This window comes from Quisquiliibacterium transsilvanicum (assembly GCF_014202215.1).
Lineage (GTDB): Bacteria > Pseudomonadota > Gammaproteobacteria > Burkholderiales > Burkholderiaceae_E > Quisquiliibacterium > Quisquiliibacterium transsilvanicum.
Window position 1 is genome coordinate 214051 of record NZ_JACHGB010000007.1, and the last position, 21788, is coordinate 235838.

Genomic DNA, 21788 nt, shown 5'->3' on the forward strand with positions numbered 1-21788 from the left:
AATGCTCGAAATCAACGACCTGCATGCCTCGGTGGAGGGCAAGGCCATCCTGCGCGGCCTGAGCCTCTCGGTGCCCTCGGGAGAGGTGCACGCGATCATGGGCCCCAACGGCTCCGGCAAGAGCACGCTGTCGCAGGTGCTCGCCGGCCGCGACGCCTACACCGTCGAAAGCGGCAGCGTCAGCTGGGACGGCCGCGACCTGCTCGCGCTGTCGACCGAGGAGCGCGCCCGCGAGGGGCTGTTCCTCGCCTTCCAGTACCCGGTGGAGATCCCCGGGGTTTCCAATGCCTATTTCCTGAAGGCCGCGGTCAATGCGGTGCGCCGCCACCGCGGCCTGCCGGAGCTCGACGCGATGGACTTCCTCAAGCGCGTGAAGGCCGAGATGAAGGCCGTCGGCATGCGCGAGGAGTTCCTGTACCGCGCGGTCAACGAGGGCTTCTCGGGCGGCGAGAAGAAGCGCAACGAGGTGCTGCAGATGGCGCTGCTCGAGCCGCGCCTGGCGATCCTGGACGAGACCGACTCCGGTCTGGACATCGACGCGCTGCGCGTCGTGGCCGACGGCGTCAACCGGCTGCGCAGCCCGGACCGCTCGATGATCGTGATCACCCACTACCAGCGCCTGCTCGAGTACATCGTCCCGGACCGCGTGCATGTGCTGGCCGGCGGTCGCATCGTGCACTCCGGGGGGCCGGAGCTGGCGCTGGAGCTCGAGGAGCGCGGTTACGGCTGGATCACCGACGCCCAGGCCGGAAAGCCTGCCGTCGCCGCCGCCGCCGCTGCCGCTGCCACCGCGAGGGGAGCGGCGCGATGAGCTCGGCCCAGTCTCGCCTGGCGGCGTTCCCGTCGGTTGCCCCCGGGCTGCCGGGCGCGGCGCTGCCCTGGCTGGCGTCACTGCGCGGCCGGGCGATCGAGCGCTTCGCGCAGGCCGGCTGGCCCACCAACCGCCTCGAAAACTGGCGGCACACCTCGCTGGCGGGCCTGGAGCAGGCGCAGTTCGCGCCCGGCGCCGAGGCCCGCCCGGAACTGCTGGTCGAGCGGCTGCGCGCCGGCGAAGGCGGTCACTGGCTGGTGTTCGTCGACGGCGCGCATGCCCCGGCGCTGTCCGCGGTCGGCAGCCTGCCCGCCGGCGCAAGGGTCGACACGCTGTCTCAGCTGCTGGCCTCCGATCCGGCCGCGGTCGAGGCGCTGTACGGCAGCGCCGAGGACGGCGAGAGCCCGTCGGCGCTGAACGCTGCGCTGGCCAGCGACGGCGCCGTGATCCGCCTGGCGCGCGGCGTGGCGGTCGACGAGACCATCCACCTGGTGTTCGTCGGCGGCATGCGCCGCGGCGAGAGCCATGTGCGCAACCTGGTGTCGGCGGAAGCCGGTGCCCGTGCCACCGTCGTCGAGCACTACATCGGCGAGGGCGAGGCGGCCACGCTCACCACCGCGGTCACGCGGGTGCTGGCGGGCGCCGATGCGCGCATCGTCCACGTGAAGCTGCAGCAGGAGGCGCCGCAGGCGGTGCACCTGGCGGCGATCGACGCCTTCCAGGCGCGCGGCGCCGGCTTCGACTCGCATTCGCTGGCCTTCGGCGCGCGGCTGTCGCGCACCGACATCCGCGCCCGCTTCGACGGCGAGGGCTGCGAGGCGCTGCTCAACGGGCTCTACCACGTCGACGGGCGCAGGCACGTCGACCATCACACGCGCATCGATCACGCCCAGCCGCGCGGCACCAGCCGCGAGTTCTACCGCGGCATTCTGGACGGCGCCGGCCGCGGCGTGTTCACCGGGCGCATCGTGGTGGCGCCCGGCGCCCAGCGCACCGACGCGCAGCAGCGCACCGACAGCCTGCTGCTGTCGCCGCAGGCGCAGGCCGATGCGCGGCCCGAACTCGAGATCTACGCGGACGACGTGAAGTGCGCCCACGGCGCCACCGTCGGCCAGATCGACGACGAGAGCCTGTTCTACCTGCGCTCGCGCGGCATTGACGAAGCGCATGCGCGCAACCTGCTGACCTGGGCCTTCGCCGCGCAGGCGCTGGCGCGCATCGAGGTCGAGCCGCTGCGCCGCCGCGCCGAGGCCGCGATCCGGTCCCGGTTGCCCGGCGGCGCGCTGATGGAAACGCTCTGATGAAGCCGTTCGCAGCCGATTTTCCGATCCTGTCGCGGCCGGTGCACGGCCGGCGGCTGGTCTACCTGGACAACGCCGCCACCACGCACAAGCCCGACGCGGTGATCGAAGCGGAGCGCGCCTTCTACCGCGAGTCCAACGCCAACATCCATCGTGGCGTGCACTGGCTGTCGCAGCACGCCACCGACCTGCACGAGGCGGCGCGCGAGAAGGTGCGCGGCCTGCTGAACGCGGCCCGCGCCGACGAGATCGTCTTCACCCGCGGCACCACCGAGGCGATCAACCTGGTGGCGCAGAGCTGGGGGCGCGCGAACCTGAAGCCGGGTGACGAGATCCTGGTCACCGGCATGGAGCATCACTCCAACATCGTTCCCTGGCAGCTGCTCTGCGCGCAGACCGGCGCGGTGCTGCGGCACGTGCCGATCACTGACAGCGGCGAGCTCGAGCCGGGCGCCTACGAGTCCCTGCTCGGGCCACGCACCCGGCTGGTGGCGGTGGTGCATGTCTCGAACGCGCTGGGCACCGTCAATCCCGTCGAGGAGATGACGCGCAAGGCGCACGAGGCTGGCGCGCTGGTGCTGGTCGACGGCGCGCAGGCGGTCGCGCACCAGCGGGTCGACGTGCGCGCGATCGGCTGCGACTTCTACGCGTTCTCAGGCCACAAGCTGTACGGGCCCACTGGCATCGGCGCGCTCTACGGGCGGCGCGAACTGCTGGCGGCGATGCCGCCCTGGCAGGGCGGCGGCGACATGATCCGCACCGTCGCCTTCGAGGGCAGCACCTGGGCCGAGCCCCCGGCGCGTTTCGAGGCGGGCACGCCCAACATCGCCGGCGCGGTGGCGCTCGGCGCGGCGATCGATTACGTCCAGGGTGTCGGGCTGGAGCGCATCGCCGCGCATGAGCACGCGCTGCTCGCGGTGGCCACCGAAGCGGTGCAGCGGCTGCCGGGCGTGCGCCTGTACGGCACGGCGCCGGACAAGGCCGGCATCCTGTCGTTCACGGTGCAGGGCATCCATCCGCACGACCTGGGCACCATCCTGGACGCAGAAGGCGTGGCGATCCGCGCCGGTCATCACTGCGCGATGCCGGTGATGACACGCTTCGGCATTCCCGGCACCGCGCGCGCCTCGTTCGCGCTCTACAACGACGAGCGCGACGTCGATGCGCTGGTGGCGGCGATCGGCAAGGCGCAGCGCCTGTTCAATGGAGAACGAGTCCAATGAGCGACCTCCGCGAGCTCTACCAGGAAGTGATCTTCGATCACAACCGCAGCCCCCGGAACTTCCACGAGATGAAGGACGCGGACCATTCCGCCGACGGACACAACCCGCTGTGCGGCGACCAGCTTACCGTGTTCCTGCGCATCGAGGACGGGAAGGTGGCCGACGCGAGCTTCGTCGGGCATGGCTGCGCGATCTCCACGGCGTCGGCCTCGCTGATGACCGAGGCGGTCAAGGGCCTCGGCGTGGACGAGGTCGAGTCGCTGTTCGAGGACTTCCACGCAATGCTCACCGACGCGGCGCCGGCTGGGCGCGATTTCGGCAAGCTCGAGGTCTTCTCGGGCGTGAGAGAGTTCCCGGCGCGCGTGAAGTGCGCGACGCTGGCCTGGCATACCCTGCACAACGCGCTGGCCGGCGTGCGGGACACCGCGAAGACAGAGTAAGGAAAAGGCGATGGGCGGCAGGCACGGAGAGATCCAGGAAGTCACCTTCGAGCGCGACTGCCCTGCAGTTGCAGTGCCCTGGGGCACGCCCGCCACGATCGAGGCGGGACGCATCGGCTACATCAGCCAGCGGCTCGGCGGAACCTTCACGATCATGGTGGAAGGCAACCTGTACCGGGTCGACGGCAAGGATGCGGACGCGCTGGGCCTCGAGGACGAGGTCGAGGGCGCCGCGGTCCAGGACGAGGACGACGGCGCCCCGGTGACCGCGGAGTCGATCGAGGAGGCCGCCTGGAAGCAGCTGGCCACCTGCTACGACCCCGAGATCCCGGTGGACATCGTCAACCTCGGCCTGGTCTACGGGTGCGACGTCACGCCGCTGGACGACGGCCGCTTCAGGCTCGATGTCCGGATGACGCTGACCGCGCCGGGCTGCGGCATGGGTACGCTGATCGCCGACGAGGCGAAGCAGAAGCTGGAGTCGATCCGCGGCGTCGCCGAAGTGGCGGTCGACCTGGTCTGGGATCCGCCCTGGAGCCGGGAGATGATGAGCGAGGCGGCCCGGCTGGAGATGGGGCTGATGTGACGGCGGCGCGGCGGTGATTCAGCCGCGGAAGTCGCCGTCCAGGTAGTACCAGCGCCCGTCCTCGCGAACGAAGCGGCTGGTTTCGTGCAGCCGGTGGGCGCGCCCGCCCAGCTTGCTGCGCGCCACGAATTCCACGGTGGCGTGCGCGTCGTCCTGCTGCTGGTGGCGGCGCAGTTCCAGTCCTAGCCAGCGCAGTCCAGGCTCGTCCGGCGCCAGCGACGCCGGCCGGGTCGACGGATGCCAGGTCTGCAGCAGGTAGTCGCGCAGGCCGAACACGAAGGCACAGTAGCGCGAGCGCATCAGCGCCTGAGCGGTGGGCGCGCACAGCCGCAGAGGGCCGTCGTGCCAGCGGCCGCAGCAGCCCGCATAAGAGGCGCCGCTGCCGCAGGGGCAGGGCGCGGTGCCTGGCGGACGGGGCGCAATGCCGGGCAGGCCGGGCAGCCGGGGCACGGTGTCGGGCACGTTGGGCACGGTGTCGGGCAGGTCGGGCACGGCGTCGGGCAAGCCCGTCAGGCCCGCAGCTCGTAGAAGGCCATCGCCGGACTGCGCACCGGCAGCACCGCGAAGTGCGAGAACCCCGCCTCGGCGGCGAGTTCGCGCGCGCGCGTCGGGCCCCAGCAGGCGCCCAGCCCGGGGCCGCCCTGCGCCAGCGACTGCGGCACGCAATGCAGGCAGCTGATCGCGAAGAGCATTCGTCCGAACGGGTTCTCGCGATTCTTCTCCAGCAGGTCGTCCACCTTCGGCTCCACCATCAGGTAGGTGCCGCCCTCGGCCAGCGCGCCGCGGATGCGCTGCAGCACACCCAGCGGATCGGGCAGGTCGTGCACCACGTCGAAGGTCGTGACCAGGTCGTAGCCGGGCTGCCCGGAGAGCGCCTCGGCCGACGCGTTGACGAAGCGCACCCGGTCCTGCAGGCCTTCGCGCTCGGCGTAGGAGCGCGCGATGGCGATCGAGCGGGCATCGAGGTCGAGCCCCTCGATGCTGGCCTGCGGGAACGCGCGCGCCAGCAGCAGCGGGACCACTCCGGTGCCGCAGCCGACGTCGATGGCGCGCCCGCCCGCCTGCAGCCGCTCCACCGCCGCGGGCACCGCAGGCAGCCAGGTGCGCACCAGCCGGCTCTCGTAGACCGAGCGGTTCATCTGCTCGAGCGCCACCGGCAGCGCCTCGCCGAACTCGGCGAAGGGCACGCCGCCGCCCGACCTGAAGGCGTCGGCGAGCCTGGGCGCCATCGCCATCATCGCGGGCAGGCCGGTGAACATGCCCAGCAGCCAGGCCTCGGACTGCGGGTCGGTCAGGTACATCGCATGCTCGTCGGGCAGCTCGAAGCGGTCCGTGGCCGGGTCGTGCTCGACGTAGCCGGAGCAGGTCATCGCCCCCAGCCACTCCTGCGCGTAGCGCGGATGCACGCCGCTTCTCTGCGCCACCTCGTCGGCCGACAGAGGCCCGGCGCCGGCCATCGCCCGGAACAGTCCCGTGCTGTCACCGACGAGCACCAGTGCGCCCGACAGCGTGGTGGCGACGTCGCCGATCACCTTGTGCATGAAGCGCTGCGCGCGTTCCTTGTCCATCTGGGGGCTCCTGTGGCGGGTCGTCGATGGCCGTCAACGCAGGCCGTCAGCGCACCAATGAAAACGCCGCGCATGCGCGCGGCGGAACGGCGTTTCCCGAATTGGGCAGTCTGCGTCAGCGGGTCAGTCGAGTTCCGTCCTGGAGCACGACGGCCGCGACACCTGCGACCGCGCCATCCGCGGGCGCACCCGGAGCCGAGGGAGCCGCCGTCTGCGATCCGTTGACGCCAAGCTTGTTGGCGCCAAGCCGGTTGGCACCAAGCCGATTGGCACTGAGCTTGTTGGCACTGAGCTTGTTGGCACCGAGCTTGTTGGCACCGAGCTTGTTGGCACCGAGGCGGTTGACCGCGATGCGGTTCGTCACTGGTTCCTTCGCTTCGCGGCTTGCAGCCTGCGTTTCGGATCGTGCCGGTGAACTGACCGCGAGCGCGATGCCGACCAGCGAAAGACAGAGAACTGTCCTGGTTGCTGACATGGGAACCTCCTCATCAAAAGAGGCGTCAAGGCCTGAGCGAGCGCCGCAGACCTTAACGAGAACTGTTATACAGCAGCGCCTCCCCAGTGTAAACGCCGTACTTCGGCGGCAGGCAGGCCTGCTCGCCGAGGTGTCCGCGCAAGCGCGGGCATTCCGTTGCGAGCTGATCGAGCGTCATGTTCTCGGTCACGCGGGTATGCGCGACGCACACGGCGCCTGCGGGGCCCCAGGCGGCCTCGAACCGCAAGCCATGGGTCTTCGGATCCGGGTCCGGCTGCTGGATGCCAAGCCGATCGTAGATGTCGATCAGCATCCCGTCGCGGGTCGTTCCCTTGCCGCCGCAGTAATCGGCGCGGACGAGTCGAACGCATGCCTGATGGTACGGGGCGAGGCTGGTGCCGTCCGCGCGAGTCTTCCAGGGCTTGTAGCCGAACCGGACGCACTTCCCGAGCGCCCAGTCCGCGCAGGCGAGAGTGAAACCGCGGTCGGTCAATCGATTGCCTTCGCGGTCCCATTGCCCCTGCAGAGGAAACACCCAGCGCTCTCCCTGTGCGTTCGGCGCGCACAGGCTCTCCGAGCGCCCGGTGCGCGGATCCACCGCGCTCATCTGGTAGAGCAGGGTCTCGCGCTCCGGGTCGCGGGGATCCACCGCAACTGCATCGATGCGCACGTGCTGCGGCACCGTTCCGTGCGGGGCGACCAGGGTGAGACTGGCGCCGGTCAGGTCCGCTCCGGAGAGGCGCCGGCCGCTGGCGAGCCGGACCTCCAGCGCGGTTCCTTCCACCGCCACGGAGACGATTCGACCTCTTGACTGGGACTCGCCCTGGACCTCGCCCGGAATGCCGCCACCGGCGACCAGGAGCGTGCACACGATCCATCCGGCACGCCGGGCCGAAGTCCGGCGGCGGCGCCGTTCTGCGCGCGCCTTGCGCGCCGCAGCCCTCTGGGTGTCAGTCGCGCCGCGTCGCATGTCGAGGCGTCCTCGGTTCATCCGCCTGGGGTGGAGCTGCGCTTCCGCCGGACTGATGGAAGAAGCGATGACGAAGCAGAGGATCGCACTCACGCAGCCGCCTGAGAAGGGGGCTGGGTGGCAGGGGGCAGACGCCATGTCCCTTGCGCAATGTTGCGCTGCAATAGCGGAAAGCTATCAATAGCTTTTAGAAAATCAAATGGCAGACATGATAGAATGTGGCTATTATTCGTTCCGTACCAGGCACGAATCACTGGCACCAACCGCAACAAAGGAGCTCAAATGTCCCTGATCAACACCAAAGTCAAGCCCTTCAAGGCCACCGCCTTCCACAACGGCAAGTTCGTTCCGGTCTCCGACGAGAGCCTGAAGGGCAAGTGGTCCGTGGTGTTCTTCTACCCGGCCGACTTCACCTTCGTGTGCCCGACCGAGCTCGGCGACCTGGCCGACCACTACGACACCTTCAAGTCGCTGGGCGTGGAAATCTACTCGGTGTCGACCGACACCCATTTCACGCACAAAGCCTGGCACGACACCTCGGACACGATCACCAAGATCAAGTATCCGATGGTTGCCGACCCGACCGGCGCGATCACCCGCAACTTCGAGGTGATGATCGAGGAAGAGGGCCTGGCACTGCGCGGCACCTTCGTGATCAACCCCGAAGGCGAGATCAAGCTGTGCGAGGTTCACGACAACGGCATCGGCCGCGACGCCAAGGAACTGCTGCGCAAGGTCCAGGCGGCCCAGTACGTCGCCTCGCACCCGGGCGAAGTGTGCCCGGCCAAGTGGACCCCGGGCGAGGCCACCCTGGCCCCGTCGCTGGACCTGGTCGGCAAGATCTGACCGCTACGATCTGATCCCCGCGATCTGATCGGCGCCTGCTGAAGGCGCAGGGGCCAGCCCTCGGGCCGGCCCCGCCCCGAGCCGCTTTCCCGGGCGCCGGCCCTGCGCCGGCCACCGGGAAAGCGACCCGGGACGCGCAGGGTCCCAGACCCGCGCATCCCTCGGAACCCCCAAGAACCGCTGCAAATGGAGAGCCCCATGCTTGACGCCGCCGTGAAGAATCAACTCCAGGCCTACATGGAGAAGATCCTGCTGCCCATCGAGATCACCGCCTCGCTGGACGACAGCGACAAGTCGCGCGAGATGCTCGCGCTGCTCCAGGACGTGGCCTCGCTGTCGCCCAAGGTCTCGCTGGTCGAGAGCCGCGCCGACTCCGAGCGCAAGCCCTCGTTCCGCATCAACCGGGTCGGCGCGGACATGGGCGTGCGCTTCGCGGGCATCCCGATGGGTCACGAGTTCACCTCGCTGGTGCTCGCGTTGCTGCAGGTGGGCGGCCATCCGCCGAAGGTCGAGGCCGAACTGCTCGAGCAGGTGCGCAGGCTCGAGGGCGAGCACGTGTTCGAGACCTACATCTCGCTGTCCTGCCAGAACTGCCCTGAAGTGGTCCAGGCGCTCAACCTGATGGCGGTGCTCAATCCGCGCATCCGCCACACGATGATCGACGGCGCGCTGTTCCAGGACGAAGTCGAGGCGCGCAAGATCATGGCGGTGCCGGCGGTCTACCGCAATGGCGAGCTCTTCGGCCAGGGCCGCACCGACCTCGAGGAAATTCTGTCGAAGCTCGACAGCGGCCGCGCGGAGCGCGAAGCCGCGCGCATCGCGGGCAAGGCTCCATTCGACGTGCTGGTGGTCGGCGGCGGTCCGGCCGGCGCGGCCGCGGCGATCTACGCCGCCCGCAAGGGCATCCGCACCGGAGTCTTGGCCGAGCGCTTCGGCGGCCAGGTGCTGGACACGCTGGCCATCGAGAACTTCATCTCGGTCGAGCACACCGAAGGCCCGAAGCTGGCGGCCGCGCTCGAGCAGCACGTGAAGTCCTACGAGGTGGACATCATGAACCTGCAGCGTGCCAGGGCGCTGGTGCCGGGCGAACTGGTCGAGGTGCAGCTCGAGAGCGGGGCGACCCTGCAGGCCCGCAGTGTGATCATCGCCACCGGCGCGCGCTGGCGCGAGATGAACGTGCCAGGCGAGCAGGAGTACCGCGGCAAGGGCGTTGCCTACTGCCCGCACTGCGACGGCCCGCTGTTCAAGGGCAAGCGCGTGGCGGTGATCGGCGGCGGCAACTCCGGCGTCGAGGCGGCGATCGACCTGGCCGGGGTGGTGGCGCACGTGACGCTGCTGGAGTTCGACTCGCAGCTGCGTGCGGACGCCGTGCTGCAGCGCAAGCTGCTGAGCCTGCCCAACGTCACGGTGATCACCAGCGCCCAGACCAGCGAGGTGATGGGCAATGGCGAGAAGGTCAACGGTCTGCGCTATACCGATCGCACCGACGGCAGCAGCCATGCCGTCGAGCTCGAGGGGATCTTCGTTCAGATCGGCCTGCTGCCCAACACCGACTGGCTCAAGGGCACGGTGGCGCTGAGCCCGCGCGGCGAGATCGAGATCGATGCGCGCGGCCAGACCTCGGTGCCGGGCGTGTTTGCCGCGGGCGACGCGACGACGGTGCCGTACAAGCAGATCGTGATCGCGATGGGCGAGGGCTCCAAGGCCGCGCTGTCCGCCTTCGACCACCTGATCCGCAGCTCGGCGCCTGAAGCCGTGGCCGCCTGATTCGCCGGGGTATCCTGCACCGATGGACGCCGCGCGCACCGCTTCGCCCCCCAGCTGGCCGGAGTCGGTGCGCGCGCACGTCCGCGCGCACCCGCTGACCGCGCTCGGCTTCGGCGCCGCCACCCTCGGGGTGCTGGCGCTGCTGGTGCAGAGCCTCGTGCAGATCGTCTCGGGCGACGCGCAGGCGGTGGTGCGATACGCGTTGCTGGGCGGCACCGCCGGTTTCGTCGCAACCGCGCTCGGCGCGCTGCCGGCCCTGGTGGTGCGCAGCATCCCGCAGCGCGTCGAAGACACGATGCTCGGCCTGGCGGCCGGAATGATGCTCGCCGCCAGCGCCTTCTCGCTGATCCTTCCCGGCCTGGAGGCTGGCGCGTCGATCCTCGGCAGCGAGCCGCTGGGCGCCGCGGTGGTGGTGCTCGGCATGGCGCTGGGCGTGCTGATGATGCTGGGGCTGGACGAGTTCACTCCGCACGAGCACCTCAGCACCGGCCCCTGCGGCGCGGGGCACGAGCGCTGCGGCCGGGCCTGGCTCTTCGTGTTCGCGATCGCGTTGCACAACCTGCCCGAGGGCATGGCCATCGGCACCAGCTTCGCGCAGGGCGACCTCTCCGTGGGGCTGCCGCTGGCCACCGCGATCGCGCTGCAGGACATCCCGGAAGGCCTGGCCGTGGCGATCGCGCTGCGTGCGGCTGGTCTTTCGCCCCGCACCGCGGTGCTGGTCGCCGCAGCCAGCGGCCTGCTCGAGCCGCTCGGCGCGCTGGTCGGCGTCGGGCTGTCCAGCGGCATGGCGCTGGCCTATCCGATCGGACTGGGGCTGTCGGCGGGCGCGATGATCTTCGTCGTCTCGCACGAGGTGATTCCCGAGACCCATCGCAACGGGCATCAGACGCCGGCCACGCTGGGTCTGATGGCGGGATTCGCCATCATGATGACGCTCGACACCACGCTGGGCTGAGAGGCCGACACCCCATGTTGCTCGACCGGTTCCCGCTCTGGCTGTTCGCCGTGTTCGCGCTGACCCTCGGCCTGGCGCCCTTTCTGCCGGAGCCGCACCTGTGGGAGAAGCTCCGGATGCTCGCTTCAGGTACCCTGTCGCGCCCCATCGACGTTTTCGACCTGCTCTGGCACGCCTTGCCCTGGCTCCTGCTCGCGCTGAAGCTGCTGCGGATGATGCGTGCGCAGCAGCCAGGCCGGGGCGCGTCCTGACACCGACAAGGCCAAGCCCAGCGCATGTTCAGCTACCGTCACGCCTTCCACGCCGGCAACCATGCCGACGTCCTCAAGCACACCATCCTGGTGCACCTGCTGGCGCACTTCGAGCAGAAGGAAACTCCCTTCTGGGTGATCGACACGCACGCGGGCGCCGGCGTCTATTCGCTCGAGGGCGAGTGGGCCACCAAGCGCGGCGAGTTCGCCGAGGGCATCGGCCGCCTCTGGGATCGCACCGACGCGCCGCCCGCAGTGGCCGCCTACCTGGAGGCGGTGCGCGCGCTCAATCCCGACGGACGGATGCGCCGCTATCCCGGTTCGCCCTTCATCGCGCTGGCGCGGCTGCGCGACCGCGACCGCCTGCGTCTGTTCGAGCTGCACGGCAACGAGAGCGAGGCGCTCGCCAACAACATCCGGGAAGCGGGCCGCGACGCGCAGCGCCGCACCATCGTCTATGCCGACGACGGCTTCGCAGCGCTCAAGGCGCTGCTGCCGCCGCCGCCGCGCCGGGCGCTGGTGCTGATCGACCCATCATATGAAGACAAGCGCGACTACGCGCGCGTGGGCGTGACGCTGCGCGATGCGCTGACGCGCTTTCCCACCGGCTGCTATGCGATCTGGTATCCGCAGGTGCAGCGGCGCGAGTCGCGCGAACTGGCTTTCAAGCTCACCCGGATGCGCGGTGTGAGCTGGCTGCATGCGAGCCTGACGGTGCGCGATCCCTCGCCGGACGGGCTGGGCCTGCATGGCAGCGGGATGTTCGTCGTGAATCCGCCCTGGACGCTGCATGCGTCGCTGCAGCAGAGCCTGCCCTGGCTGGTCAAGGCGCTGGGGCAGGATGGCGGGGCGCGCTACGTGCTCGAATCGGCCGGCTGAGCGCAGCCTGCATCCGGCAGCGCGCACTGCTCCGGATTGCCGGAGCAGCACTCCTCGGTGAGGTAGACGATCAGCTCGCGCATCAGCGCCAGGTTGGCCCGGTAGCGCTGGAAGCGCCCCTCCTGTTCGGCCGACACCAGCCCTGCCTGGCTCAGCGCCTTCAGATGGAAGGACAGGTTGGTGGGCGGCACGCCGAGCGTCGCGCCGATTTCGCCGGCGACCATGCCCTGCGGACCCATTTTCACGAGAAGGCGGTAGACGTCCAGGCGGACCCCGGACGCCAGCGATTCGAAGACCGAAGTGGCAGTGCGCTTGTCCATCGCGTCATCATACAAGACGCGTTGAATTGTCCGGCCATGCCCCTTCGGGGAGCGCGTGCGCCGGGCCTCAGGCCAGCGAGGCCTTCAGCTCCAGTCGGCGGCGATGCAGGATCGGCTCGGTGTAGCCCGACGGCTGCTCCGTGCCCTCGAACACCAGGTCGCAGGCCGCCTTGAACGCGATGGTGTCGAAGCCCGGCGCCATCGGACGGTACAGCGGGTCGCCCTCGTTCTGGCGGTCCACCACCGCGGCCATCCGCTTCATCACTTCCATCACCTGGTCGCGGGTGACCACGCCGTGGTGCAGCCAGTTGGCGATGTGCTGCGAGGAGATCCGGCAGGTGGCGCGATCTTCCATCAGGCCCACGTTGTTGATGTCGGGCACCTTGGAGCAGCCCACGCCCTGGTCGACCCAGCGGACCACGTAGCCCAGGATGCCCTGGGCGTTGTTCTCGAGCTCGGCGGTGATCTCGGCGGCGGACCAGCTGGTGTCCTTCGCCAGCGGGATGGTGAGGATGTCCTCGAGCTTGCCGCGGCGGCCCTGCTTCGCGATCTCGGCCTGGCGGGCCAGCACGTCGACCTTGTGGTAATGGGTGGCGTGCAGCGTTGCGGCGGTGGGGCTGGGCACCCAGGCGCAGTTGGCGCCGGCCTGCGGATGGCCGATCTTCTGCTCGAGCATCCCGCCCATCAGGTCCGGCATCGCCCACATGCCCTTGCCGATCTGGGCGCGGCCGGCCAGCCCGCAGGCCAGGCCGACGTCGACGTTGGCCAGCTCGTAGGCGCCGATCCACGGCTGCGCCTTCATCTCCGCCTTGCGCACCATCGGGCCGGCCTCCATCGAGGTGTGGATCTCGTCGCCGGTGCGGTCCAGGAAGCCGGTGTTGATGAAGGCCACGCGGCGCTTCGCGGCGCGGATGCACTCCTTCAGGTTCACCGTGGTGCGGCGCTCCTCGTCCATGATGCCCAGCTTGACGGTGTCGGCGGGCAGGCCGAGCGCCTTCTCCACGTGGCTGAAGATCTCATCGGCGAAAGCCACTTCCTCCGGGCCGTGCATCTTCGGCTTGACCACGTAGATCGAGCCCTTCACCGAGTTGCGCAGGCCGTCGGTCTTGCGCAGGTCGTGCATCGAGATCAGCGCGGTGCACATCGCATCGAGCAGGCCTTCGCCGGCTTCGGCGCCGTCGCGGTCGAGCACTGCCGGGTTGGTCATCAGGTGGCCCACGTTGCGCACCAGCATCAGCGAGCGGCCCTTGAGCGTGCGCGTGCCGCCGTCCGGAGCGGTGTAGCTGCGGTCCGGGTTGAGCTTGCGCTGGAAGCTGCCGCTGCCCTTGGCCACGGTCTCCACCAGGCTGCCCTGCATCAGGCCCAGCCAGTTGCGGTAGGCGAGCGCCTTGTCCTCGGCGTCGACAGCGGCGACCGAATCCTCGCAGTCCATGATCGTGGTGATCGCCGCCTCCAGCAGCACGTCTGAAACGCCGGCCGGATCGGTGGCGCCGATCGAGTGCCGGCGGTCGACCAGGATCTCCAGGTGCAGGCGGTTGTGTCTGATCAGCAGGCCGGAGGGGGCGTCGGCGTCGCCGCGGTGGCCGGCGAACTGCCCCGGCTCGGCCAGGCCGGTCTCGCCTGCGGGGGTGTCCGCCACCAGCCGGCCGCCCGAAACGCGGTAGGCGCTGACGTCGGCATGGCTGCCCTTGGCCAGCGGTGCGGTCTCGTCCAGGAACCTGCGGGCCCAGGCGATCACGCGCGCGCCGCGCACCGGGTCGTAACCGCCGGCCTCGGGGCCGTCGCCCATCGCGTCGGTGCCGTACAGCGCGTCGTACAGGCTGCCCCAGCGGGCGTTGGCTGCGTTCAGCGCATAGCGGGCGTTCATCACCGGCACCACCAGCTGCGGGCCGCAGATGCTCGCGATCTCGTCATCGACGTTGGCGGTCTCGGCGGAGAAGTCGGGGCCTTCGGGAACCAGGTAGCCGATCTCCTTCAGGAAGGCGGTGTAGGCGGCCTGGTCGAACGGCTGGACGCGGCGCTCGCGGTGCCAGCCGTCGATCTTCGCCTGGATCTCCTCGCGCCTGGCCAGCAGCGCCCGGTTCTTCGGGCCCTTTTCGTGGACGAGCGCGGACAGGCCCTGCCAGAACTGGTCGGAAGACACGCCGGTGCCGGGCAGCGCCTCGTTCTCGATCATGTCGTGCAGGCTGCGGGCCACCTGCAGGCCGAATTTCTCGATGCGGTCGGTCATGGAGCGTTTCTCCGTGGAGGTTCGAAACGTGGGAAGGCGGACGGCGCGGTCCGGGCACCGGGGCGCATGGGCGTCAGGGGCGGACTGCCGGGAAGCTCTGGACGGAGCTTATATCTTCACGATAGGTTGAAAAAGAACGCGAAAGCGTAATCAGTCGATACTTTTGAGTAAAGATCAGGCGGGCTACGCTGGCGCACGAGGCCCGTCCGACGGTGCGGTCCTGCCCGGGGGAGGTCCGCTCGGCATCTCGAGCTGGATGAAATCCGGGCCGCCGGTCAGCACCGCTGCAAGCTGGGCGGCGCTGCGGCTCCACGGTGCGAAGGCCTGCGCGGGAACGTGCCGGGCGCGTTGCGCCGCATCGAGCGCCAGCCAGTCGCGCAGCCGCGCCGCCAGCGTGTGCCGCGGCCCCCTGCCCGACTCGAACCAGAAGGGCTGGTCGCCGGCGATCTCCCGGAACACCGGGATGTCGCGGGCGATCGTCGGCCGCCCGAGCGCGGCGGCCTCGGCCATCGGCAGGCCGAAGCCCTCGTCGCGCGAGGGCAGGATCAGCGCCTGCGCGCGGGCGGCGATCCGGCGCAACTGCTCGTCGCCGAGGAAGCCGGGCGCCAGCAGCCGGCGGCCGGCTTCCGGGTGCGCCCGGATCATCGCTGTCATGTTCTGGTCGATCGAACGGCCGCTGAGCACCAGCCGCAGGTCCTGGCCCTGCTCCCAGAGCTGCGAGAAGGCGGCGACCAGGGTGTCGACGCCTTTGCGGGGGTGGATCGCCGCGATCGCGAGGAAGGTCGGCACATCGTCGTCGGGCAGCACGAAGCGGGCGGCGTCCCCGGCCCCGGTCCATTGCGGCGCAGGGCCCGCCGCGGACAGGCCGTCGCCGCCGGCGTCGATCACGGACACCGGCAGCCTGCGCCGCGGCGCGCCGGCGGGCAGGGGCGCGGTCGCAACCCAGCGCCGCAGCTGGCGCGCGCTGTGCTGGGACAGGCAGACGATCCGGTCGGAAGCGGCAAGGCTGCGCTGCAGCCAGGCGTCGAAGGACAGCACTTCGGTGTAAGAGGTCCACTGCGGGTAGGACAGCGCGAAGACGTCGTGGACCAGCGTGGCGATGCGCAGCCCGGCGCGCCGCATGCGCGCCAGTTGCGCGAACGCCTCGAGCGGCAGCTGGTAGTCCAGCTCGACGTTGAGCAAGCGGTCGTCCGGGCCGGCGGCGAGCGCCGGGCCGGTCGCCGCCATGCGCGGGGCCTGCGGGTCGCCGCCGGTCGCCAGATCCCGCGCCTCGCGCCAGCTCGTGCCGTCATAGGCCACCGGCAGCAGCCGTTGCGGCCGGCGCGCAAGCTCCGCGCGCAGCGCGAGCACCACCCGGTCGATGCTGTTCGGCGAGCGGCGGCGGCACAGGTTGCTCACGTTGTAGAGGATGCGCCCGCTGTCCTCCGCCTGCGCCCCCGGCGCCGGCGCCGCCAGGCAGCGCGCGGCTAGGGCCTCGCGGTAGCGCAGGTTCACCTCCGCGACGAGGTCCGCGTCGCGCTGCGCGTCCCGGAACGCCAGCGCGCGGCGGTGCAGCCTCAGCAGCCGCTGGGTCTGGGCTGCGTCGGGGCGGAAATCGGGCGGTGGCGGCATCGTGAGGCGGTCGGTCGGAGTCCGGGGCCGGCATTGTCGCAGGCCGGCGCCCGGCCGGTTTGCATGACGCCGGCCGATCCACTATATAGGCCGGATGACCGAATCGAAGAGCCATCTCCCCCCGGGCGCCCGCCGGGGCGCCGTCCTCGCCGCGATCGCCCTGGGATCGCTCTGCGCAGGCGCGCAGGCCGACAGCATCACCCTGCACAACGGCGACCGGCTGACCGGCCGCATCCTGCACATGTCGCCGTCGACGCTCACCTTCGAGACGACCTGGGCCGGCGAACTGAAGATCCCGCGCTACGAGGTCAGTGCCATCGAAACCGACAAGCCGGTGACGATCATGCGCGAGCGCGCCGAACGAACCGAATCGGTGATGATGACGCCCGCCGGGCCCGGCAAGGTGCTGGTCACGTCCGAGCCAGCCAGGCAGTCGTCGCCGGCGGGGCCGGGCGATGCCGCGCCCGCCGTCGCGCAGACCGCAGCGGCCGGCGCCACCGGCGCCACCGGCGCCACCGCAGTGCCGGCCGCCCGGCCGCTGCCGATCGCCCGCCTGCGCTACCTGAACCCCAAGCCCGAGGAAAGCGGCGAGGGCGTCTCCTATGACGGCAGGGCTGCGCTCTCGGGGTCCTTCGCGCGCGGCGGCACCACCCGCGACCGGCTCTACGCGGAAGGCGACTTCGGCGCGCGCGCGCTGGACTGGCGCTACTCGCTGACCGGCAAGTTCCTGCAGGAGAGCGACGAAGCCGGGACCACGGCCCAGAACTGGCTGGTCTCGGGCAACTTCGACCGCTTCCTCGATGACGACAGCTTCCTCTATGCGCGCGGCTCGGCCGAGCGTGACCGCTTCCGGGACATCTCCAGGCGGGCGACGCTGGGCGTGGGGTATGGCCGTCAGCTGATCCAGACCGAGCGCACCGCGCTGTCGGTGCGCGCCGGGCCCGAGCTGATCTCGGTGCGCCGCCTGGCGGGGGAGGACGACACCTCGCCGGCGCTGGGCTGGGGCCTGAACCTCTCGCACCGGCTCGACACCCTGTCCGCCGAGCTCTTCCACGACCAGCGCGGCTTCCGCACGCTGGGCGGAGACACCCAGCTATCGCTGCGCAGCCGCACCGGCCTGCGCGTGCCGCTCGCCTCCGGGCTCACCGCCTCGCTGCAGCTGAACCTCGATTGGGACGAGCACACCGGCGCCGCGCGCGGCGGCTCCGACAGCACCTGGCTGATCGGCCTGGGCTACGCCTGGTGAGCGGTGCCGTCGGGGGCAGCGGCGTCCAGCGGAATCACCTCGAAGTCGTCGACGAAGAAGACCGGCGAGTTGGGCAGGTCGATGAACCTGGCCTCGTCCTCCAGCAGTTCGCGGCTGGCGCGGCGGGCAGCGTCGAGCGCGGCGGGGTCGGTGAGCTGCCGGCGCTCCCACCACAGTTCGGCAACGCCGTCCCAGGGAGCGATTCCGCCACGCGGCTTGCTCATCGCGGCATACGTCGGCTCGCCCATCGTGTGCCGCTGCACGTAGCGGCGGATGGCCAGCGCCTTCGCATGCGAGGCCACCAGCGGCGCGTGCCTGTCGCGCCAGTAGCTCTGGAATTCCTCGCGGCTGAGGTGCGGCAGGCGGCGCAGGCAGAACAGGAGCTTGATCATGGGGCGGAATCCTTCACGAGGCGCAGGGGGTCGTCGAGTCTAGCCCGCTGCTGCTGCCGCGCCGCGCCGCCGGTCCAGCGGGCCGTTCCGTTCCGCCGCAGCCGATGACGCGCTGCGCCGGGCCGTCGTAAGCTCTGCGCCGGACGCCCGACCCGTGACACCCATGCAGGACACGAATCCCATCAACCATTCCAGCGACTGCCAGCCGGCCCAGGGCAGGCGGGTTGCGCTGCTTGGCGCCTGCGCGGCCGCGTTGCTGTCCGCGTGCTCCAGCCTGCCGTCGACCGGTGGTGACCGGGCCGCGGGCCCGCCCGACAGCCCGACGGACTGGCCCGGGGCGCTCACCGAGGACTTCGCGCGAGAAGTGGTGTTCCTCGCGCTGAGCCTGGTCGACACGCCCTACCGATGGGGGGGCAACACACCCACGACCGGCTTCGACTGCAGCGGCCTGATCGTCCATGTATTCCGGGGCGCGGCCGGCGTGGCGCTGCCGCGTACCGTGGCGCAGCTCGCCTCGGTCGGACGGCCCGTGCCGCGCACCCAGGTGCGCACCGCCGACCTGGTGTTCTTCAACGCGACCGGCCGCTTCTCCCACGCCGGCATCTACGTCGGCGGCGACCGCTTCGTGCATGCCCCGTCGACCGGCGGCCGCGTGCGGCTCGACGGCATCGACGCGCGCTACTGGGCGCCCCGGCTGGCCGCGATCCGGCGGGTCTGATTTTCCGGGCGACGCATCCCGGCGACGCGGCCGGCTGGCAGATCCGGCCCCGGACCGAAATCCGCCGCGTCTGCGGGACAGCCTGCGCGATCCACGGTACACATTCGCCATGAGCGACTTCGACACAGAAACCCGACTCGAGGCCCAGCCGGACGGCGGCTATTCGGGCATCGTCCACCCCAGCTGGAACATCGGCGACAACCCCAACGGCGGCTACCTGCTGACGCTGGCGGTGGCGGCGCTGCAGCGGGCGATGCCGGGGCATGCCGATCCGCTGAGCGTCACGGTCCACTTCCTGCGCCCGGGCCTTGCCGGCAAGCCCTTCCGGGTCGACGTCCAGGTGCTGCGGCAGGGGCGCACGCTGAGCACCGGCCGCGCCACCCTCGTGCAGGACGGCAAGACCTGCCTCGAGGTGCTGGCCGCGCTCGGCGACCTGGACCGGCCGGCCGAGCCGGTGATGTCGCTGCAGCCACCGCCGATGCCGCCACCCGAGCAGTGCGTGTCGCGCTCCGGCGGCGAGCAGGGCCTGCCCCTGCCGCTCCTCGACCGCCTCGACATCCGCCTGCATCCCGGCCAGGCGCGCGCCGGCGCGGCCGGCGAGGCCATGGTCAGCGGCTGGATCCGCTTCCACGATGGCCGCCCGCCCGACACCCTGGCCAGCCTGCTGTTCGCGGACGCCTTCCCTCCCGCGGTGTTCGGGCTGCTGGGGATGGTCGGCTGGGTGCCGACGATCGAGCTCACCGTCCATGTGCGGCGCCGCCCGTCGCCCGGCTGGATGCTGGGGCGCTTCACCGCCAACGACCTGATCGACGGGCGCCTGATCGAGGATGGCGCCCTCTGGGACTCGGCCGGGAACCTGGTCGTGCAATGCCGTCAACTGTCCCTGGTGCGCCAGGGCGAACCGAAGGAATGAGGATGTCTGTCGAATCGCTGTTCCGGCCGCTGAAGGTCGGTCCCTATGAGCTGTCGCACCGCGTGGTCATGGCGCCGCTGACGCGGATGCGCGCCACCGTCCCGGGCAATGTCGCCAATCCGCTGAACGCGCAGTACTACGCCCAGCGGGCCACGCCGGGCGGACTGATCATCGCCGAGGCATCGCAGGTGCTGCCCACCGGCCAGGGCGCGCCGGCCACCCCGGGCATCCACACGCCCGCGCAGGTGGAGGGCTGGAAGGGCGTGGCGCAGGCGATCCACGCCAGGGGCGGGCGCGTCTTCCTGCAGCTCTGGCACGTCGGGCGCATCTCCCATCCCTCGCACCAGCCCGGCGGCGAGCTCCCGATTGCGCCTTCGGCGATCGCCGCCAACGGCAAGGTGACCACCGCGCAGTCCAAGCGCGAGCCCTATCCCACGCCGCGGGCGCTGCGCACCGAGGAGATCTCCGGCATCGTCGAGGGCTATGCGCAGGCGGCGCGCAATGCGCTCGATGCCGGCTTCGACGGGGTGGAGATCCACTCGGCCAACGGCTACCTGCTCGAGCAGTTCCTGCAGGCGCGCACCAACCAGCGCACCGACGCCTACGGCGGGTCGATCGGGAACCGCTGCCGGCTCAGCCTCGAAGTCACCGAAGCGGTCGCCGCCGTCTGGGGCGCGGACCGGGTGGGCATCCGCCTGTCGCCGTTCGGCGTCGCCAACGACAGCGGCGAGGCCGAGCCCATGCCGCTCTACGGCCACCTGATCGGCGAGCTCGACCGGATGGGCCTGGCCTACCTGCACCTGATCGAGCCGCGCGCCAGCGGCGCGGGTCAGGGCGAGGTCGACCACCAGGGCGTGCCCTCGGCGGCCGAACTGTTCCGGCCGGCCTGGCGGGGCGTGCTGATCGCCGCCGGCAACTTCCGCGGCGACAGCGCCGCCGAGGCCATCGAGCGCGGCCATGCCGACGCGATCGCCTTCGGCCGGCTGTTCATCTCCAACCCCGACCTGCCGGCGCGGCTGCGCGCAGGGGCCGAGCTCACGCCCTACGACCGCGCCACCTTCTACGGCGGCGGACCCGAGGGCTACATCGACTACCCGGAGATGCAGCAGGCCGCATGAAGCAGCGGACGCCGCACCCGACACTGGAGGCTGACCGATGATCACTGTCCTGCACGAACAGCGCGAGACCGAGCTGCCGCGGGCACGCGCCCAGGCCGACGCACTCTGGGCCGACCGCGACGAGGTGGAGCTTGCCACCGGCTGGGCCTGGAAGCCCGAAGGCCTGTGCCGGGCCGACGCCTGCGTGCCGCTGCCCCGGGGCGCCGGAATCGAGCGCGACGGCATGCTCGATCTCGCCGCGATGTGGCGCTTCATGGGCCACCCGGTCGTCCACGACGATGCCGGCGCCACCTGGGTCCTGGGCACCGGCGCCGGGCAGCGTGCCGAGGCGCTCGCCACGCTGGAGGCGCCGGATTTCGCGCTGCCCGACCTGGCGGGCAGCGTCCATCGGCTGTCGGAATACCGGGGCCGCAAGGTCTTCCTCGCCACCTGGGCTTCCTGGTGAGGGTGTCGCGCCGACCTGTCCGTGTGGCAGGCATTGCACGACGAACTCGAGGAGCTTGGCTTCACCGTCCTGGCCATTGCGATGGACGGGGCCGAAGGCGCCCGGCCGTGGATCGAGGCGGCCGACCCGTCCTATCCCTGCCTGGTCGACAATGACCATCACGTCGCCGATCTCTACGGCCTGGTCAACGTGCCCCAGGCGGTGTGGATCGACGAGTCGGGCCGCATCGTCCGCGGACCGGAGACTGCCGGCGCCACCGACGGCTTCCGCCGGATGGACCGCAGCCGGTTTACGATGCCCGAGGAGGCGATCGAGGAGCGCAAGCGCGTCAGGGAGCGCTACCTGGAGGCGATCCGCGACTGGGCGCATGAGGGCGCGCGCAGCAGCCACCTGCCGGATCCCGCAGCGCTGGCGGCCAGCTTGAAGCCTGCGGACCCTGCGATCGCAGAGGCGCATGCGCGCTTTCGCCTCGGGCGGCACCTGGCGCGCCACGGGCGGGAGCAGGAGGCGCAGGCGCAGTTCGCGCTGGCGGTGCAGCTGCACCCGGACTCCTGGAACATCTGGCGCCAGACCGCGGGCAAGGACGAGCGCGGGCTGGCCTCGGGCGAAGCCTTCTGGGCCCGGGTGGATGCGCTTGGCGACCGTCCCTACTATGCGCCGGTCGATACCGGCAAGACGCCCGGGCGGAGCTGACTCCGCCTGCGCACGCCGCGCGCCCGGCGC

23 protein-coding genes are annotated in these 21788 nt (G+C 70.8%); 15 read left to right on the forward strand and 8 right to left on the reverse strand.

The genetic code is table 11. The features are described 5' to 3' along the window. Position 1 precedes the first annotated feature (1 nt). From sufC to sufT, 5 genes are read left to right on the forward strand one after another with little or no spacing between them, the layout of a single operon-like run. Positions 2-811: a Fe-S cluster assembly ATPase SufC gene (gene sufC / locus HNQ70_RS17965; RefSeq protein ID WP_183970354.1), complete on the forward strand. Its 810-nt coding sequence runs from the start codon at positions 2-4 to the stop codon at positions 809-811. Further along, positions 808-2112, forward strand: coding sequence for a Fe-S cluster assembly protein SufD (gene sufD / locus HNQ70_RS17970; protein ID WP_183970357.1), 1305 nt, complete (start codon positions 808-810; stop codon positions 2110-2112). The genes sufC and sufD overlap by 4 nt, the downstream gene beginning before the upstream one ends. Continuing rightward, on the forward strand, positions 2112-3335 hold the full coding sequence (locus HNQ70_RS17975; protein WP_183970359.1) for a cysteine desulfurase: 1224 nt from the start codon (positions 2112-2114) through the stop codon (positions 3333-3335). The genes sufD and HNQ70_RS17975 overlap by 1 nt, the downstream gene beginning before the upstream one ends. Next, positions 3332-3775, forward strand: coding sequence for a Fe-S cluster assembly sulfur transfer protein SufU (sufU, locus tag HNQ70_RS17980; RefSeq protein ID WP_183970361.1), 444 nt, complete (start codon positions 3332-3334; stop codon positions 3773-3775). Before HNQ70_RS17975 ends, sufU begins: the two co-directional genes overlap by 4 nt. Positions 3776-3785: 10 nt before the next feature. Then, a complete protein-coding gene (sufT, locus tag HNQ70_RS17985; protein ID WP_183970363.1) occupies positions 3786-4361 on the forward strand; it encodes a putative Fe-S cluster assembly protein SufT in 576 nt (191 codons plus the stop codon). A gap of 18 nt (positions 4362-4379) precedes the next feature. Here the strand turns inward: sufT and HNQ70_RS17990 are convergent, their stop codons facing one another. The 4 genes from HNQ70_RS17990 to HNQ70_RS18005 form a co-directional block, all read right to left on the reverse strand. Further along, a complete protein-coding gene (locus HNQ70_RS17990) occupies positions 4380-4784 on the reverse strand; it encodes a YchJ family metal-binding protein (protein ID WP_183970475.1) in 405 nt (134 codons plus the stop codon). Positions 4785-4870: 86 nt separating this feature from the next. Then, positions 4871-5929 carry a class I SAM-dependent methyltransferase gene (locus tag HNQ70_RS17995; protein ID WP_183970365.1) on the reverse strand — a complete coding sequence of 353 codons (1059 nt, stop codon included), beginning with the start codon at positions 5927-5929 and terminating at the stop codon, positions 4871-4873. A gap of 115 nt (positions 5930-6044) precedes the next feature. Then, the gene (locus tag HNQ70_RS18000) at positions 6045-6404 is read right to left on the reverse strand and encodes a hypothetical protein (protein ID WP_183970367.1); all 360 of its coding nucleotides are present in this window, start codon (positions 6402-6404) and stop codon (positions 6045-6047) included. Between the two features lie 52 nt (positions 6405-6456). After that, entirely contained in the window at positions 6457-7467 is a 1011-nt protein-coding gene (locus tag HNQ70_RS18005; RefSeq protein WP_183970369.1) for an ADYC domain-containing protein, read from the reverse strand. 189 nt (positions 7468-7656) lie between these two features. On the opposite strand from HNQ70_RS18005, the gene ahpC reads away from it, so the two are divergent. The 5 genes from ahpC (at position 7657) to HNQ70_RS18030 (ending at position 12072) form a co-directional block, all read left to right on the forward strand. Further along, a complete protein-coding gene (gene ahpC / locus HNQ70_RS18010) occupies positions 7657-8220 on the forward strand; it encodes an alkyl hydroperoxide reductase subunit C (protein WP_183970371.1) in 564 nt (187 codons plus the stop codon). Between the two features lie 198 nt (positions 8221-8418). Further along, positions 8419-9987 carry an alkyl hydroperoxide reductase subunit F gene (gene ahpF, locus HNQ70_RS18015; RefSeq protein ID WP_183970373.1) on the forward strand — a complete coding sequence of 523 codons (1569 nt, stop codon included), beginning with the start codon at positions 8419-8421 and terminating at the stop codon, positions 9985-9987. A gap of 22 nt (positions 9988-10009) precedes the next feature. Further along, on the forward strand, positions 10010-10942 hold the full coding sequence (locus tag HNQ70_RS18020) for a ZIP family metal transporter (protein ID WP_183970375.1): 933 nt from the start codon (positions 10010-10012) through the stop codon (positions 10940-10942). A 14-nt stretch (positions 10943-10956) separates the two neighbouring features. Beyond that, entirely contained in the window at positions 10957-11193 is a 237-nt protein-coding gene (locus HNQ70_RS18025; RefSeq protein WP_183970376.1) for an RND transporter, read from the forward strand. Between the two features lie 24 nt (positions 11194-11217). Next, the gene (locus HNQ70_RS18030) at positions 11218-12072 is read left to right on the forward strand and encodes a 23S rRNA (adenine(2030)-N(6))-methyltransferase RlmJ (RefSeq protein WP_183970378.1); all 855 of its coding nucleotides are present in this window, start codon (positions 11218-11220) and stop codon (positions 12070-12072) included. Here HNQ70_RS18030 and HNQ70_RS18035 read toward each other — a convergent pair. The 3 genes from HNQ70_RS18035 to HNQ70_RS18045 all read right to left on the reverse strand — a co-directional run bounded on the left by HNQ70_RS18035 (position 12048) and on the right by HNQ70_RS18045 (position 16233). Further along, complete coding sequence (locus HNQ70_RS18035) at positions 12048-12392, reverse strand: ArsR/SmtB family transcription factor (RefSeq protein ID WP_183970380.1); 345 nt, start codon at positions 12390-12392, stop codon at positions 12048-12050. The genes HNQ70_RS18030 and HNQ70_RS18035 overlap by 25 nt on opposite strands. A gap of 67 nt (positions 12393-12459) precedes the next feature. Then, the gene (locus HNQ70_RS18040) at positions 12460-14622 is read right to left on the reverse strand and encodes a malate synthase G (protein WP_183970382.1); all 2163 of its coding nucleotides are present in this window, start codon (positions 14620-14622) and stop codon (positions 12460-12462) included. Positions 14623-14805: 183 nt separating this feature from the next. Next, entirely contained in the window at positions 14806-16233 is a 1428-nt protein-coding gene (locus tag HNQ70_RS18045; protein ID WP_183970384.1) for a glycosyltransferase, read from the reverse strand. A 94-nt stretch (positions 16234-16327) separates the two neighbouring features. Here HNQ70_RS18045 and HNQ70_RS18050 point away from each other — a divergent pair, with 94 nt between their 5' ends. Then, a complete protein-coding gene (locus tag HNQ70_RS18050) occupies positions 16328-17479 on the forward strand; it encodes a DUF481 domain-containing protein (RefSeq protein WP_183970386.1) in 1152 nt (383 codons plus the stop codon). Here HNQ70_RS18050 and HNQ70_RS18055 read toward each other — a convergent pair. Beyond that, a complete protein-coding gene (locus tag HNQ70_RS18055; RefSeq protein WP_183970388.1) occupies positions 17467-17871 on the reverse strand; it encodes an EthD domain-containing protein in 405 nt (134 codons plus the stop codon). The genes HNQ70_RS18050 and HNQ70_RS18055 overlap by 13 nt on opposite strands. A 163-nt stretch (positions 17872-18034) precedes the next feature. Between HNQ70_RS18055 and HNQ70_RS18060 the strand changes: the two genes are divergently transcribed. From HNQ70_RS18060 to HNQ70_RS20450, 4 genes are all read left to right on the forward strand, one after another. Further along, entirely contained in the window at positions 18035-18589 is a 555-nt protein-coding gene (locus HNQ70_RS18060) for a C40 family peptidase (RefSeq protein ID WP_183970477.1), read from the forward strand. Positions 18590-18698: 109 nt separating this feature from the next. Further along, the gene (locus tag HNQ70_RS18065; protein ID WP_183970390.1) at positions 18699-19502 is read left to right on the forward strand and encodes a thioesterase family protein; all 804 of its coding nucleotides are present in this window, start codon (positions 18699-18701) and stop codon (positions 19500-19502) included. A gap of 2 nt (positions 19503-19504) precedes the next feature. Further along, positions 19505-20620 carry an alkene reductase gene (locus HNQ70_RS18070; RefSeq protein WP_183970392.1) on the forward strand — a complete coding sequence of 372 codons (1116 nt, stop codon included), beginning with the start codon at positions 19505-19507 and terminating at the stop codon, positions 20618-20620. 37 nt (positions 20621-20657) lie between these two features. Next, entirely contained in the window at positions 20658-21758 is a 1101-nt protein-coding gene (locus HNQ70_RS20450) for a ResA-like WAxxUGC motif-containing protein (protein ID WP_263499978.1), read from the forward strand. The last annotated feature ends 30 nt before the right edge of the window (positions 21759-21788 follow it).

Coding starts and splice junctions, on each gene's coding strand:
- HNQ70_RS18060 (WP_183970477.1), top strand. CDS start 18,035: ATGCAGGACACGAATCCCATCAACCATTCCAGCGACTGCCAGCCGGCC.
- HNQ70_RS18065 (WP_183970390.1), top strand. CDS start 18,699: ATGAGCGACTTCGACACAGAAACCCGACTCGAGGCCCAGCCGGACGGC.
- HNQ70_RS17975 (WP_183970359.1), top strand. CDS start 2,112: ATGAAGCCGTTCGCAGCCGATTTTCCGATCCTGTCGCGGCCGGTGCAC.
- HNQ70_RS18045 (WP_183970384.1), bottom strand. CDS start 16,233: ATGCCGCCACCGCCCGATTTCCGCCCCGACGCAGCCCAGACCCAGCGG.
- ahpC (WP_183970371.1), top strand. CDS start 7,657: ATGTCCCTGATCAACACCAAAGTCAAGCCCTTCAAGGCCACCGCCTTC.
- HNQ70_RS18030 (WP_183970378.1), top strand. CDS start 11,218: ATGTTCAGCTACCGTCACGCCTTCCACGCCGGCAACCATGCCGACGTC.
- HNQ70_RS18035 (WP_183970380.1), bottom strand. CDS start 12,392: ATGGACAAGCGCACTGCCACTTCGGTCTTCGAATCGCTGGCGTCCGGG.
- ahpF (WP_183970373.1), top strand. CDS start 8,419: ATGCTTGACGCCGCCGTGAAGAATCAACTCCAGGCCTACATGGAGAAG.
- sufD (WP_183970357.1), top strand. CDS start 808: ATGAGCTCGGCCCAGTCTCGCCTGGCGGCGTTCCCGTCGGTTGCCCCC.
- HNQ70_RS18020 (WP_183970375.1), top strand. CDS start 10,010: ATGGACGCCGCGCGCACCGCTTCGCCCCCCAGCTGGCCGGAGTCGGTG.
- sufT (WP_183970363.1), top strand. CDS start 3,786: ATGGGCGGCAGGCACGGAGAGATCCAGGAAGTCACCTTCGAGCGCGAC.
- HNQ70_RS18070 (WP_183970392.1), top strand. CDS start 19,505: ATGTCTGTCGAATCGCTGTTCCGGCCGCTGAAGGTCGGTCCCTATGAG.
- HNQ70_RS18000 (WP_183970367.1), bottom strand. CDS start 6,404: ATGTCAGCAACCAGGACAGTTCTCTGTCTTTCGCTGGTCGGCATCGCG.
- HNQ70_RS17995 (WP_183970365.1), bottom strand. CDS start 5,929: ATGGACAAGGAACGCGCGCAGCGCTTCATGCACAAGGTGATCGGCGAC.
- sufU (WP_183970361.1), top strand. CDS start 3,332: ATGAGCGACCTCCGCGAGCTCTACCAGGAAGTGATCTTCGATCACAAC.
- HNQ70_RS18025 (WP_183970376.1), top strand. CDS start 10,957: ATGTTGCTCGACCGGTTCCCGCTCTGGCTGTTCGCCGTGTTCGCGCTG.
- HNQ70_RS18050 (WP_183970386.1), top strand. CDS start 16,328: ATGACCGAATCGAAGAGCCATCTCCCCCCGGGCGCCCGCCGGGGCGCC.
- HNQ70_RS18040 (WP_183970382.1), bottom strand. CDS start 14,622: ATGACCGACCGCATCGAGAAATTCGGCCTGCAGGTGGCCCGCAGCCTG.
- sufC (WP_183970354.1), top strand. CDS start 2: ATGCTCGAAATCAACGACCTGCATGCCTCGGTGGAGGGCAAGGCCATC.
- HNQ70_RS18055 (WP_183970388.1), bottom strand. CDS start 17,871: ATGATCAAGCTCCTGTTCTGCCTGCGCCGCCTGCCGCACCTCAGCCGC.